This window comes from Lacticaseibacillus casei DSM 20011 = JCM 1134 = ATCC 393, from assembly GCF_000829055.1.
GTDB classification, from domain to species: Bacteria; Bacillota; Bacilli; order Lactobacillales; family Lactobacillaceae; genus Lacticaseibacillus; species Lacticaseibacillus casei.
On sequence record NZ_AP012544.1, the window covers coordinates 973,008 to 985,219 of the forward strand.

The 12,212-nt window shown below is 47.5% G+C and carries 12 protein-coding genes, 1 tRNA gene and 1 pseudogene; 8 read left to right on the forward strand and 6 right to left on the reverse strand.

The window, feature by feature from the left end; genetic code table 11:
• The first annotated feature begins 94 nt into the window (after positions 1-94).
• Positions 95-1,999 carry a M13-type metalloendopeptidase gene (locus LBCZ_RS04985; protein ID WP_025012950.1) on the forward strand — a complete coding sequence of 635 codons (1,905 nt, stop codon included), beginning with the start codon at positions 95-97 and terminating at the stop codon, positions 1,997-1,999.
• Positions 2,000-2,082: 83 nt separating this feature from the next.
• Here the strand turns inward: LBCZ_RS04985 and LBCZ_RS04990 are convergent.
• From LBCZ_RS04990 to LBCZ_RS05005, 4 genes and pseudogenes are all read right to left on the reverse strand, one after another.
• Positions 2,083-2,537 (reverse strand): annotated as a pseudogene (locus LBCZ_RS04990) (N-acetyltransferase family protein).
• A 126-nt stretch (positions 2,538-2,663) separates the two neighbouring features.
• Positions 2,664-3,536 carry a DegV family protein gene (locus tag LBCZ_RS04995; RefSeq protein ID WP_025012951.1) on the reverse strand — a complete coding sequence of 291 codons (873 nt, stop codon included), beginning with the start codon at positions 3,534-3,536 and terminating at the stop codon, positions 2,664-2,666.
• A gap of 201 nt (positions 3,537-3,737) precedes the next feature.
• The gene (locus LBCZ_RS05000) at positions 3,738-4,661 is read right to left on the reverse strand and encodes an SPFH domain-containing protein (RefSeq protein WP_010489131.1); all 924 of its coding nucleotides are present in this window, start codon (positions 4,659-4,661) and stop codon (positions 3,738-3,740) included.
• Between the two features lie 37 nt (positions 4,662-4,698).
• A complete protein-coding gene (locus LBCZ_RS05005) occupies positions 4,699-4,893 on the reverse strand; it encodes a hypothetical protein (RefSeq protein WP_025012952.1) in 195 nt (64 codons plus the stop codon).
• Between the two features lie 347 nt (positions 4,894-5,240).
• Here LBCZ_RS05005 and LBCZ_RS05010 point away from each other — a divergent pair, with 347 nt between their 5' ends.
• Together LBCZ_RS05010 and LBCZ_RS05015 are read left to right on the forward strand one after the other, a co-directional pair.
• The gene (locus tag LBCZ_RS05010; RefSeq protein ID WP_025012953.1) at positions 5,241-5,966 is read left to right on the forward strand and encodes a GH25 family lysozyme; all 726 of its coding nucleotides are present in this window, start codon (positions 5,241-5,243) and stop codon (positions 5,964-5,966) included.
• Positions 5,967-6,095: 129 nt separating this feature from the next.
• Entirely contained in the window at positions 6,096-6,452 is a 357-nt protein-coding gene (locus LBCZ_RS05015; RefSeq protein ID WP_025012954.1) for a YxeA family protein, read from the forward strand.
• 103 nt (positions 6,453-6,555) lie between these two features.
• Here the strand turns inward: LBCZ_RS05015 and LBCZ_RS05020 are convergent, their stop codons facing one another.
• On the reverse strand, positions 6,556-6,912 hold the full coding sequence (locus tag LBCZ_RS05020; RefSeq protein ID WP_025012955.1) for a DUF4828 domain-containing protein: 357 nt from the start codon (positions 6,910-6,912) through the stop codon (positions 6,556-6,558).
• 208 nt (positions 6,913-7,120) lie between these two features.
• Here LBCZ_RS05020 and LBCZ_RS05025 point away from each other — a divergent pair, with 208 nt between their 5' ends.
• The 5 genes from LBCZ_RS05025 to LBCZ_RS05050 all read left to right on the forward strand — a co-directional run bounded on the left by LBCZ_RS05025 (position 7,121) and on the right by LBCZ_RS05050 (position 11,918).
• Positions 7,121-8,074, forward strand: coding sequence for a Gfo/Idh/MocA family protein (locus tag LBCZ_RS05025; RefSeq protein WP_025012956.1), 954 nt, complete (start codon positions 7,121-7,123; stop codon positions 8,072-8,074).
• 14 nt (positions 8,075-8,088) lie between these two features.
• On the forward strand, positions 8,089-9,393 hold the full coding sequence (locus LBCZ_RS05030; protein WP_025012957.1) for a DEAD/DEAH box helicase: 1,305 nt from the start codon (positions 8,089-8,091) through the stop codon (positions 9,391-9,393).
• Between the two features lie 37 nt (positions 9,394-9,430).
• Positions 9,431-9,760 carry a PTS lactose/cellobiose transporter subunit IIA gene (locus tag LBCZ_RS05035; protein ID WP_025012958.1) on the forward strand — a complete coding sequence of 110 codons (330 nt, stop codon included), beginning with the start codon at positions 9,431-9,433 and terminating at the stop codon, positions 9,758-9,760.
• Positions 9,761-9,943: 183 nt separating this feature from the next.
• Complete coding sequence (locus tag LBCZ_RS05040; protein WP_025012959.1) at positions 9,944-10,366, forward strand: DUF3284 domain-containing protein; 423 nt, start codon at positions 9,944-9,946, stop codon at positions 10,364-10,366.
• 235 nt (positions 10,367-10,601) lie between these two features.
• Entirely contained in the window at positions 10,602-11,918 is a 1,317-nt protein-coding gene (locus LBCZ_RS05050) for a Fic family protein (protein ID WP_025012961.1), read from the forward strand.
• Between the two features lie 137 nt (positions 11,919-12,055).
• Here the strand turns inward: LBCZ_RS05050 and LBCZ_RS05055 are convergent.
• Positions 12,056-12,129 (reverse strand) — tRNA-Arg (locus LBCZ_RS05055).
• Between the last annotated feature and the right edge of the window lie 83 nt (positions 12,130-12,212).

A 12,212-nucleotide genomic window follows, 5' to 3' on the forward strand; every position in this document is an offset into this window, starting at 1 on the left:
CAACATAGTGGTTCCAAGCGTGATGTGCAAGTGATTGACGCTCCTTGTGTTTAAACCTATGCTAAACTTACGATCAAGAAACGAGGGGATTTCAATGGCGTTACCACGGATTCAGGATGATTTGTACATGGCGGTTAACGGCGCGTGGCAAGAGAAAACGCAGATTCCACCAGATAAGAGCGTTGTTAGTGCGGATAGTGATTTATCGGACGAAATTCGCACGAAGCTGGTGGCCGATTTAAGAAAGATGGCGTTGACAGGAAGTGACACCGTGTTACCGTTACGGAATGCCGCCCGGTTATTCGCAAAGGCTGATGACAAAGCCAAGCGGCAGCAGTTGGGGATTGATCCTGTGCGCACGCGCGTCCAGACACTGGTAAAGCTTAAAACCTTAGATCAGTTTCGGGCAGCGATGCCGACGCTGATAGCTGCGCAATACGTGTTGCCGGTGACGTCGTATGTCGATGCCGATATGCATGATGCTGAGCACAATATTTTAAATCTGAGTGGTCCGGATACAATTTTGCCTGATGCTGCGATGTATCGTAATGGTGATGCGGAAAACGCCGCTGATCTAGCAGCCTGGTCGAAAATGGCGACGGCCATGTTGGCAGCTGCAGGTTTCAGTGAAAGTGACCAAAAAGATTATGTTGAAGCGGCTAAGCGGTTTGACCGACGCTTGGCAGCGGATGTGCCGGATAATGTTGATTTGGCCGTGGATAGTACCTTTGACAATCCGATGACGTGTCAAGCATTTGAGGAAGCTGCCGGATTCTTGGGTATCCCTCAAGCTTTTGCGGATTTAATGCCGCAAACGCCGACCAAGGTTAATGCGGTGGTTCCGAATTACGTTCCGAACTTACCAACGCTTATCACGGCTGACAATTACCCAGAGTGGCACGCGTGGATGGTGATCAACGAATTGCTGTCTTGCGCGACATACCTAAGTGATGATCTACGGCAGCTCGCCGGACAATACGACCGTTTCTTGGCGGGGCAGCCGGAGCCGTCATCATGGACCAAGCATGCTTTTGGCATTGCCAACGAATATTTTGACGATGTGATTGGCCAATATTACGGTCAAACTTATTTTGGGGCGGATGCAAAGGCGGATATCACCGCGATAGTCGAGCAGATTCTTGCGCAGTACCGCGTTCAGCTCGAGAACAATACCTGGTTGAGTTCGATGACCAAGCAAAAAGCGATCCGCAAGTTGGCCACCATGAAGGTGAAGATGGGATACCCTGATCAGCTCTTTTCGCTGTATGACCACTTGACGGTAGATGCCGATGACGATTTACTGACAGCCATTCTTAAATTGAGCAGCCAAACGCAGCAATTTTGGTTTAAGCAGGTAGGCCAACCGGTAGATCGCAATGAGTGGAACATGCCAGGCCATCTGGTGAATGCCAGTTATGACCCATTGAAAAATGACATCACATTTCCTGCTGGGATTCTGCAGCCACCTTATTACGCGCTTAATTGGACAAAGGCACAGAATCTTGGCGGTACTGGCGTGACCATTGGCCATGAGATTTCACATTCATTTGATAATAATGGGGCGCTGTATGATGAACACGGGAATCTGCACAACTGGTGGACCACGGCCGATAAAAAGGCCTTCGATCAGCTGGTTGAAGCGATGGTGGCACAATTTGATGGCCGGGCGTATGAAGGTGTTAAGGTTAATGGCAAGCTGACAGTGAGTGAAAACATGGCGGATAACGCAGGGATGGATGTCGCGTTGGCTTTGCTTGACGAACATCCTGACGCCAAGGATCTGCAGGCATTTTTCACGACCTATGCCCGTTCATGGGCTACCAAAATGCGGCCAGAGCGAGTTAAAACGCTGTTACGTCAGGATGTCCACGCACCGGCCGCGTTACGCGTGAATGTGCCAGTCCAGAACTTTCCGGCATGGTACCAGGCTTTTCAGGTACAACCGCAAGATGGGATGTATCGGCAGCCACGGAAGCGATTGACCATTTGGCATCGGTAGTGTGCAAGTGAAAGTGTTTTAAATGAAATAGATTAAATTCAAAAAAACTGGCTCCCATCACTGATGACAAGAGCCAGTTTTTTTCATGCGTCATGAATTACATGATGATAATGCAGCCACCCGGTTTCCCGTTCGCCAATCTGGTCGTACAAATGCTGGGCGCGTAGATTACTGGTGCGGGTCTGCCAGTTGGCACTTGCAAAGCCCTCATCGGCTGCCAGCTCAAATGCTGCGGCCATGAGTTGCCGCGCCAGTCCGCGGCGCCGAAACTTGGGTGCAACATAGACGTCGTTGATGATGAGCACCGGTTTTAACGTTCGCGTATCAAAGCTGCGATATAAAATGGCAAAACCAGCCAACTGCTCATTGTGTTCTGCGACTAACAAATAACCAAGCCCAGGGTCGTTACGCAAATGTTCGAGATGTGCGGCATTGCCGGTGAATCGATCGTTAGCGGTACTGGGCTGTCGTGATAATAGCCTTTGATAAGCGGTAATAGATGCGGGATATCTTTTGGCATTGCGCGTCGTGTCGCCATAACAGGGCATCCTCCTTTGTTTAAAAGCATGGCATTTTCAGATTTCCGGTCAATGAAACTGCTAGAAAGGCATTGTGGCGTTTCAGTTTAAATACAAGTAGATGTGACGGTTACGTTTACCAAGGATTATTGCCGATCTTCCGTCGCCATCGAGAAAACCGCGACACAGCCGAAGCCGGTGTGGCTGGCAATCGTCGGACCGATGTTGCCGATTTGCAGGGGTGTTTCTGGCGACGCTTCGTGAAGTCGATCTTTGATAAAGTTGGCTGCCTCTTGATCACCGGACGTGGAAATGATGACGCGGTGCTGCGGATTTTCCTGAATAGCTTTTAAGGTTTCGTTAGCCAAGTCGATGAGTGAACGTTTGCGGGCGCGAACTTTTCGAACGACGCGTAGCTTTCCTTCAGTGTCAACATCCATCACCGGCTTGATATTCAACATAGTGCCCAGCGCCGCTGACGTTCGGGAAACCCGGCCGCCATGATAAAGAAAATCAAGCTTGTCAACTGTGAACCACATTCGATAGTCAAGTCGGTGGTCCGTCAGCCATTTTGCTAATTCATCGATCGGCATGCCAGCATCGCGCTTGTCAATGGCATCAAGAACAAGCTGGCCTTCACCGGCACACGCGGCCAAAGTATCAACCAAATAAATCTGCGCGTCCGGATACTTTTCTAGCAACATGGTTCGTGCTTGGGTGGCCGAGTTGAAAGTTCCGCTCAGGCCGCTGGAAAACCCGATGTAAAGAATGGGTCTTTTTGCCTTGACGTAAGGCGTGAAAAAGTCAACAAACTGGCCGACGTTAACCTGCGTGGTGGTCGGCATGACATTCTGCTTGAGCTGCTGATAAAAGGCGTTGATATCATAATGATCCTCACCAAGATCGTCTTCGTATTCCACACCATCAATCGTAAAGTGCATCGAAACGAAATCGACGTGATGATCATGCAATGTCTGATAAGGAAGATCACAACAAGAATCGGTTAAGAGTTGATACATGGACTCACCTCAAAATACCCGACGAATAACGGGTTTATTTAAATCAATACTACGCTGTTTGACCTGGTTCCGAAAGTGAAGGGGCTGTTACCAACATAACGTAGGCCAAAGTGGTTAAAAATTCGGGGTGCTCTGATGGGCGTTAAATTTACCCAGAACTAAAAAGTCGAAGGGCAACTTGTGCGGTTCGACTTAAAAGGCTTAATTTTCTTTCGTATCAGACTTTTGGTTAAACAACTTGCCTAACGCCGGCAAAGTGCCTAATGAATCAATAGCCGTGCTTGGCAAAACAACCGTGTTGGCCGTGCCTTTAGCCAAGGCTTCGATGGCTTCAACATTCTTATACTTCAAATATAAATCGCCATTGTCGATCAACCCGGCATTGATTGAGTTGATTTGATCCTTAACGGCAGCAGCGATTAACCGTTGACTTTCCGCGTGGCCCTGAGCTTGGAGAATCTGCGTTTGCTTATTAGCTTCGGCTTCCAAAATGGCTGCCTGCTTTTCACCTTCAGCTTTGGCAATCGCTGCTTGTTTGTGGCCTTCCGCTTCCATGATGTTGGCTTCCTTTTCCCGTGAAGCCCGGAGTAGTTTGTTCATGGAATCCTGAATCGTGGCATCTACCTGAATGGAATCAATGTTGACCCGGTCGACATTCAAGCCATAACCGGCAGTTGTTTCGGCAATTTGCTGGAACAAGGTTTGGTTGATGGTTTCGGTGCCGTTTAAAACATCGTTCAGATCCATATTACCGATAATCCCACGCAAATTGGCCCGGGTATCCTGAACCATTGAAAGGACGGAATCTTTGTTTTGGTAAACATAGGCGTTGACATCGGTAATGTGATACTTAAGTGTTTCGGAAATCCGCACGACAACGTTATCTTTTGTGATGACTTCCTGCTCGTCAACTTTTAACGGAATCTGCTTCATGTTGACAATTTCGGTGATGCGATAGATAAACGGCGGTACCACATGAAAACCAGGCTGCAGCGTTGCCACATACTTACCAAGTCGCTCGACGATGCCAACTTCACCAGTATGGATAATGGCAACGCTGGTGAAAAGCACAGCGATGACAATGACTAAAACAATCACTGCGATTGAAATAAGAACAACATTCATATCCAAGACCCCCCATGAGTCAAAACTGCTCTAAGGCTTAATATTTTAAGCGATGTTCCGGTTTAACGACGCCGAGGAACAAAGGTGAAACCGCATTCACGACAACCAAATCGCCAGCCGCAGCATCATCATTGACGCGATAATGATAATGAATGCCATACAGCGTTATCTCGCCTTGCCGTGCCGAGGTTGGCAAAATAAAGGTGGTTCCTAAAAGCCGATCATCAAGCATTGGCGTCGCTCCTTTCCAAATGTATCCAGATTAATAATGGTGGCTGACCCTAACCATTATCATCACAAGCTAATTCTAAAGCACGGTTAGTGGAAAGACAATCAGGACGGCTCAGCGACAGTAAGCTTTATGGTGAGGATTGTTGCAATATTGATAAAGCGCTGAATCGGGGTTTTAGCATGCGCCGTAAAATACCGGATTACCGTAGTAAAAATTGCATTTTGTATGTTCATGGGCAAGAATTTTCTAACCCTATTATCCGAAAAACGTTTGACTTTGTTACAATAGGACCAATCAACGCGACCGTTTGCCTTTAAAAAGGGATGCGGCGATAAGGGATGGTTTTTTTGCGAAGTCGGCGGGTCATTTATGCAGATACTTATCGCCATCGGTGGCATCGGTGGTTATTCGCCGCCAGTGGCATACTGGCAGTTTTGTTGCTGTTAGCATGGTGGCTGCAGCGCAATCCACGGCCGGATCCGGCGGTGTATCCCATTTTGGGGGTGCGGTTGGACCAGACAGACGGGGTTCAGGATTTTGATCGTTTACGCGCCAGTAAAGTCAGCTTTGTTTATCTCAAAGCGACGGAAGGCAGCAGCTATTTTGACGACAATTTCAATACGAATTTCAACCAGGCGGCCGGCAGTCGGTTAAGCATTGGGGTCTATCATGTTTTCAGTTTTGAAACCACACCACAAGCCCAAGCAGTTCAGTTCGAGCGAAAAGTCGGGTCGAATATTGGTGATCTTCCCATCGGCATTTATTTAACTTATTACAGTGAGCGAAAGCCAAGTGCTGCATGGCTGACTCAGCATTTGAACGCGTTTATAACGACCATTCAGCAGCAATATCATCGGCCGGTACTATTGATGGGGAGCCCTGATATTTTGGCAAAAGTTAAAACGGTTGTGCCTCAAGCACCACGGTGGTTCGTGAGCGACAAACAGCCGGCGCAAAAGGGCAACTTTTGGCAATATACTGCAGGTGCCCGTATCCCCAACGGACCGCAAGCAACTTATCGCGCTGCCGTATTTATGGGAAAGCGAAGCAGCTTTTTGCGACTGGCGCAATAGGCGCTCAATTGCGCAATCATCCTGACCATTCGCAAAACACGCTGATCTAACAAAACTGTTCGTTAAATGTTCGCCGAAACTATCCTCGATTGTGGCATATTGGGCCATACTAATAGCGAGGTGAACAGGATGAAAAAAGTACTGATCGGCCTGGTCGTGCTGGTTGTACTCGTTTTTGGCGGTTTAAAGATTTTTGAAATCATCAATTATGGCGGCACCACGTACTACACAAAAATTACCAACACTGGTCAGTGGGTCACCAATCGTGATAATGAAGGTAACAAGCACACGATTTATGCTTACGATCTGCCTGGCTTTGATGAGCGAGGCGGCTTACAACAGTTGAAGTTTAATGCGAATCGAGATCGTCCGTTAAGAAAAAATGCGTTTCTGAAAGTCACCTATAATGATAAAAAAGGCGTCACCAGTTGGGAAAGCATCTCACGTTCACAGGTTCCCAAAGCAGCGTTGGCCAAGCTTGAGTAGGCCATCACAAAAAGACAGCAAAAAGTGCCGGTCCGCAATGGATCGGCACTTTTTTGGGTATTAGCGTAAATCGGCTTCTGCACCAGCGAATAGTTGTTGCTTGTCACGCACTTGGAATAATAATGGCATAGGTGGCGTCTTCAGCTTCGTCATAAATGGTCTGTGGGCCATTGTCGTCTGCTGTGATGACCAGTTTGTACCCATAATGATCAAGAAATGTCAGCTCGTTAATGGTAATCCCGACCACTTGCCCTGGCAGGATTTTATTGTCGATTGCGATCTGCAGCTGCGGCGAGATCGCTAGCGAGTGGGTCTTGTTGGTCTGTTCATCAAGAAAAGCAAAGCTTCCCATGAAGTTCTTTGCCAATGCCATTGCCGGATTCGGTGCTTTGCACTTATCCTTGTGATGATGACCGCGGTGCGCGAGTGCATATTTTAACCCGCGTAAAAAACTCGCCATGTTTTCGACCTCCCATTTTTATCTATGCTTAGTCTACCATGAGATTTTTATTTAGTGGTTACAGTGGTGCTGTTTTTCTGTTACTGGGCTGTTACAATAATCATGAACGGTTCTAATGGCCTTTAATTTAGGCCATGGTTGAATCAAAAAAGAACGTGCACAGTTGCGTCTGAATGCAGCTGTGATCATGTTTGAAGGAGGATTTGCCATGTTGAAACTCGGCGTGATCGGAACAGGATGGATCACCAAGCAATTCGTGGCTGCAGCAAAGGCCACCAATGCCTTTGAGCTGACGGCAGTTTATTCGCGACACGAAGAAAGTGCTCAGTCATTCATCGACCAGACGGCACCTGCAACGGCGTATACGAAGATGGACGATTTTCTGGGCAGCGATGTGGACGTGGTGTATATTGCCAGTCCTAATAGTCTGCACGCCTCGCAAGCGTTGGCGGCACTGGATGCCGATAAGCATGTGATTGTTGAAAAGCCATTGGTCGCAACAGCCATGGAATTTGAGAAACTAGATGAAGCGTTGCGCAAAAAGCCACAATTGTATCTTTTTGAAGCTGCGCGCCACGTCTATGAGCATAACTTCCAGGTTGTCAACGACTTCACCCACCGCCAGCAAATCGATGGCGCGACCCTCACGTATATGAAGTATTCGTCCAAATATGATGCTTTTTTGGCTGGCAAATTACCGAATGTTTTCAATCCCGAGTTTGCAGGCGGTGCCTTAATGGATCTGGGCATTTATCTGGTTTACGATGCCGTTGCGTGGTTCGGGGTTCCTGACAATGCCGTTTACCTGCCGCATTTTCTTAAAAGCGGCGTTGATGGCGATGGTGTAGCGCGGTTGGATTATGGTGACTTTTCTGTTACATTAATCATCGGCAAAACGACCAATAGTTCGCTGCCATCGGAGATTTATTCCGGCAGGCAGACCCTGACGATGGATAATGCAGCGGAACTTGAGACGATTAAACTTGACGATCAGGTTTTAAGCACCGAAAAGCTGGACAATCCAATGGAAGCGGAGGCTGCTTACTTTGCCAAGGCAATTACCGGTCAGGATCGGAATGCCTTTGATAAAGCTTGGCAACACGCCAAGGAAGTACACCAAGTTATGTCGATTCTGCGGACTTCCGCTAATCTGGACTTTTAGTGAGGACGATCATTTTGACAATTGCAACCCCGTTTCAAAAACGGTGGCAGGCTGATGGCTTTACTGAACAAACGCCGATTCAGGCCGCTGTTTACCAGCCGCTAAAAACCGATGAAGATGTGATTGGCCTGGCACCGACCGGATCGGGCAAAACGCTGGCATTTGGCTTACCGTTATTAGAAAAAATCGTGCCGGGTGATGGCCTTCAGCTGCTTATTTTGGCACCTTCACAAGAGTTGGCCATCCAGACGCGTGACGTGTTAACGCCTTACGCGCAAGATATCCATGTCAACGTTCAAGGCATTATCGGTTCGGCGAACGTGAAGCGGCAGTTGACGCGGCTTAAAGAAAAACCGGAAGTGATTGTGGCAACCGCTGGGCGTTTGTTGGAATTAATTCAATCACGTAAGTTAAAACTGGCCGGTTTGCAAACATTGGTCGTTGACGAAGCCGATGAGATGTTGCGGGATCCCGGCTTTGCGCAGGTTCGGGAAATCGCTGCGGCAGCTCCGGCCGAAACGCAGTTGGCATTTTTCTCCGCCACGCCAAGCCCTTATTTCAAGGAAATGTCTAAGTGGTTTGGTAAAACGCCTAAATTGATTGATGTCCGTGCCATCGACAAGACGCAAGGAACGGTTCGGCACCTTTTCTTGCAAACCGATCGCGCGCATCAAATCGATTGGTTGCGCACGCTGGCCCACACCGATGGCTTCAAGGCACTGGTTTTCTTCAATCAAAATGCTTCGTTAGAACGGGCTGCCGGCATTTTGCGCCATCAAGCCGTACGCTTTGCCGTATTATCGCGGGAAGGCCGCCAAACCAGCCGACAAAAGGCCTTAACCGATTTTCGGCATGGTCGCGTGACTTTGTTGTTAGTGACCGATATGGCAGGCCGTGGGTTGGATATTCCCAAACTGCCGGCAGTGGTGAACTTTGATCCGCCAAAGCGAGCCGAAGTGTATATTCATCGCGCCGGGCGCACCGGCCGCATGGGTGAGTCAGGGATGGTCGTGACCTTGGGGGATGATCATGATCGCCGTGACTTGGCCAAGCTGGTACCGCAATATGGGGTTCACCGGGCGTATATGGTCGATGGAAAGTTAGTCGACACGCCACCAACACCATCGGCAGACACGCCAAAAGACAGCGCGACCGTTGATTCAGCAGCTCAAGTACCTAAGCAAAAGTCAGCACGAAAAATGCTTAAGAAAGAGCAGCCAGCTGAAGCAGCTGAATCCGGCGCGAAGCAACATCGTAAGCACAAAAAAAATCGCGTACGGGATCGGCGTAATAAAGGTAAGCATAAGAAGCTGCCATGAGACGAAATCAGCGGTATGATAGGGACGGAGGGCAGTCATGGAAAGTATGAAGGCGAAACAAATGGCTGCTATGATGACGCTGATGAGTGCAGCCGGTGATGCGCAGAAAGCGACGATGGCAGCGATTGATGCAGCCAAAGCCGATCAAATCGAACGCAGCCGCAAACTGTTGAAACACGCGGATGCGAAGCTGAAGCAAGCTCATCAAGCTCAGACCCAAATGCTGACGTACGAGGCACGAGATCAAAAAGTTGACGTCACCTTATTAATGGTGCACAGTCAGGATCATCTTATGAGTGCCATGACAATTCGTCGCCTTGCTGATGAGATTATTGATCTTTACCAGCAAGTCCATGCCCAAAAGTAAAACGGGCGGCTATGGCAGGTATCAGCATCACCGTCGTCACCATAACGCGTTCCCCGGCGCAGGGGTCTGCGTGTAAGGACCTTGGTCGCAATGGCCTAAGCCCGGGCCATCACGCCCAAGGCCACTTACACTCCGACCCCTAAGCGCGCCGGCTCACGCTCACAAGTAAGAGAGGTAATCCCCATGAAAATTGAAAAGACATTACAGACACCGGCAGCATTTTTATATAGTAAAATCGTAGCGCCGGTCCAAGCCGATATTATCGCAGCTGGCCATCAGCCAGTTGATATGGCTGAGCTTGGTGGTTTTACCTACCGCAAGCAGTTTCCTGATGGTGAATGGGCACAGGTGAAAGTCACACAAAATGTGATCAATCGCGAATTTGCGATGCTGACGATGACGCGCTTCTCACGGTTCAAAGTCCGTTATTTGATCACACCGTTGAGTACCGCGGCCAGTCGCGTTCAGGTGAGTGAAACTGTTCAGCCGATCAACTGGGTTGCCCAGCTGAAGCAAATGATCACTGAGCTGCTCGTAGGCCACAAGCGCCGGCGCAACGTTGGGCGAATGCTCGACTCGATTGAACGGTCGTATCGAACTGCTTAACAAGCTACGCGGTGAAGCATTGTTCCTAGCAATGAAAGTTAATGACAACAAAAGTCTTCTACTTGCTGGTGCAAGTGGAAGACTTTTTCTATTCTCTAATTTTCGGATATATTACATGTTGACTGATATTTCTGGGGTCCCATTTTTAAAAATGCTTGATTTTTTAAAATTAAAGGCGATAATTAAGGAACGATCGGCAATATTTATGGAATTTAAGGAATGAAGGTGGCGACGCATGAGCTATTTACCATTAAGCAAATTTAAGTACAACAATAATGGCACGGGCAGAAAGAGCCCTCAGGAAATTGATGCTGAATATCGACTCAGACTTTCAGGGCCGTCCACGGTTAAAACTACGCTCTTCCCTGTACTTGAAAACCCGGCTCTGTTGGATCTCGCGGCCGCAGAAAATAAAGCGATTTCTGTCTCGAAATACCCTATATTCTTTGTCGAGACACATGACATCAATCTCCTTGTGAGTCGTATTCAGAGTCATTCGGCGACGATTGTCAGTTTAGCCAATCATCAGCAATTGCCTCCTGTTGCGATTAGAAGTTATTTAAAGAAGCTCTTAAGTAACGAGATTATTTTTACGAACGAAATCGAAGGCGTTCAGACAAATCCTAAGGAAATTGGAACCATCATTGGTAATTTACAGCAGAAGCCTGGTAGAGTCGAGAAACGGTTGGAGTCTACCATTCGGAAGTATCATGATTCGGCCACTGGTAGAATGAAGCAGATTAACGGGTTGAAGGATTACCGTGACATTTATGATGAGTTGCTAAAAGGAGAAATCCCGGAAGCAAAGTTGCCCGATGGTAAATTGTTTAGGAATAAATTTGCATTTATTGGTACAGATGCTCACGCTGTTCATATACCACCTGTTACCGAAAACGAAATTGAAGTGGCCTTGGAACAATTAATCATATTTATGAACAGTGATGATTTGCTTACCCTTGAGAAAGCGGTTATCACGCACTTCATGTTCGAGAATACGCATCCATTTTTGGATGGAAATGGCCGTACCGGACGATATTTGCTGTCATCGTATCTTTCAAGTAAGCTCGATCCATTTACGGGTTTATCTGTTTCAACCGCTATCCACAACAATCTTTCGACCTATTATCGGCTCTTTCAAGAAGCTGATAATATTGAAAACAGGGCAGAGCTAACATTCTTTTTAAAAGGGATGTTAAAGATTATCGAAAGTGGTCAAACAGACGTTATAAATGAGCTGGAGTCGTCTAAGGAACAGCTGCAATCAACTAGCAAAAAGTTGTATGCGAAGTTCACTGATCTGGATGACGTGATGAAGGAGGTCCTGTACGTTCTTCTTCAATCGTATTTATTTACCGAAAGTATCACTTATGGTATACAAGATCGTGATATTGTTGAAGTTCTTAAGCGAACCCCTAACTCGATTCCGAGGACACGGACTAAACGTGCTATTGATATGCTGGAAAGTAAGAAAATGATTACAAGCGTTTCAAAAAATCCACTTCAGCACGTCATAAGCAAAGAAGTGTTAGACAAAATACTGCCATCAAAATGATTACAGACTAACAAAGGCACTGAACCGTTTGAGATTTATTAGTTTTTTTACCGTGTAAGCAAAAGGCCTTCCCGAAAAACACAGACGGAAGGCTTTTTGTGGATTTTATGTTAGTCGATTTTGGTATGCTATAATGATGCGGCAGGAGAGAATCGAACTCTCAACCTACGGCTTAGGAGGCCGGCGCTCTATCCGATTGAGCTACTACCGCGGAACATTCACAAGTTTAAACTAAACCTGCGTTTAGGGCAAATTAATCGGAGAGCGTGAACTGGCGCGGTTAGAAGTCGGAGT

What these genes read in the sequence shown, in the direction of transcription:
- LBCZ_RS04985 (WP_025012950.1), top strand. Translation starts at nt 95, where the DNA reads ATGGCGTTACCACGGATTCAGGATGATTTGTACATGGCGGTTAACGGC.
- LBCZ_RS04995 (WP_025012951.1), bottom strand. Translation starts at nt 3,536, where the DNA reads ATGTATCAACTCTTAACCGATTCTTGTTGTGATCTTCCTTATCAGACA.
- LBCZ_RS05000 (WP_010489131.1), bottom strand. Translation starts at nt 4,661, where the DNA reads ATGAATGTTGTTCTTATTTCAATCGCAGTGATTGTTTTAGTCATTGTC.
- LBCZ_RS05005 (WP_025012952.1), bottom strand. Translation starts at nt 4,893, where the DNA reads ATGCTTGATGATCGGCTTTTAGGAACCACCTTTATTTTGCCAACCTCG.
- LBCZ_RS05015 (WP_025012954.1), top strand. Translation starts at nt 6,096, where the DNA reads ATGAAAAAAGTACTGATCGGCCTGGTCGTGCTGGTTGTACTCGTTTTT.
- LBCZ_RS05020 (WP_025012955.1), bottom strand. Translation starts at nt 6,912, where the DNA reads ATGGCGAGTTTTTTACGCGGGTTAAAATATGCACTCGCGCACCGCGGT.
- LBCZ_RS05025 (WP_025012956.1), top strand. Translation starts at nt 7,121, where the DNA reads ATGTTGAAACTCGGCGTGATCGGAACAGGATGGATCACCAAGCAATTC.
- LBCZ_RS05035 (WP_025012958.1), top strand. Translation starts at nt 9,431, where the DNA reads ATGGAAAGTATGAAGGCGAAACAAATGGCTGCTATGATGACGCTGATG.
- LBCZ_RS05040 (WP_025012959.1), top strand. Translation starts at nt 9,944, where the DNA reads ATGAAAATTGAAAAGACATTACAGACACCGGCAGCATTTTTATATAGT.
- LBCZ_RS05050 (WP_025012961.1), top strand. Translation starts at nt 10,602, where the DNA reads ATGAGCTATTTACCATTAAGCAAATTTAAGTACAACAATAATGGCACG.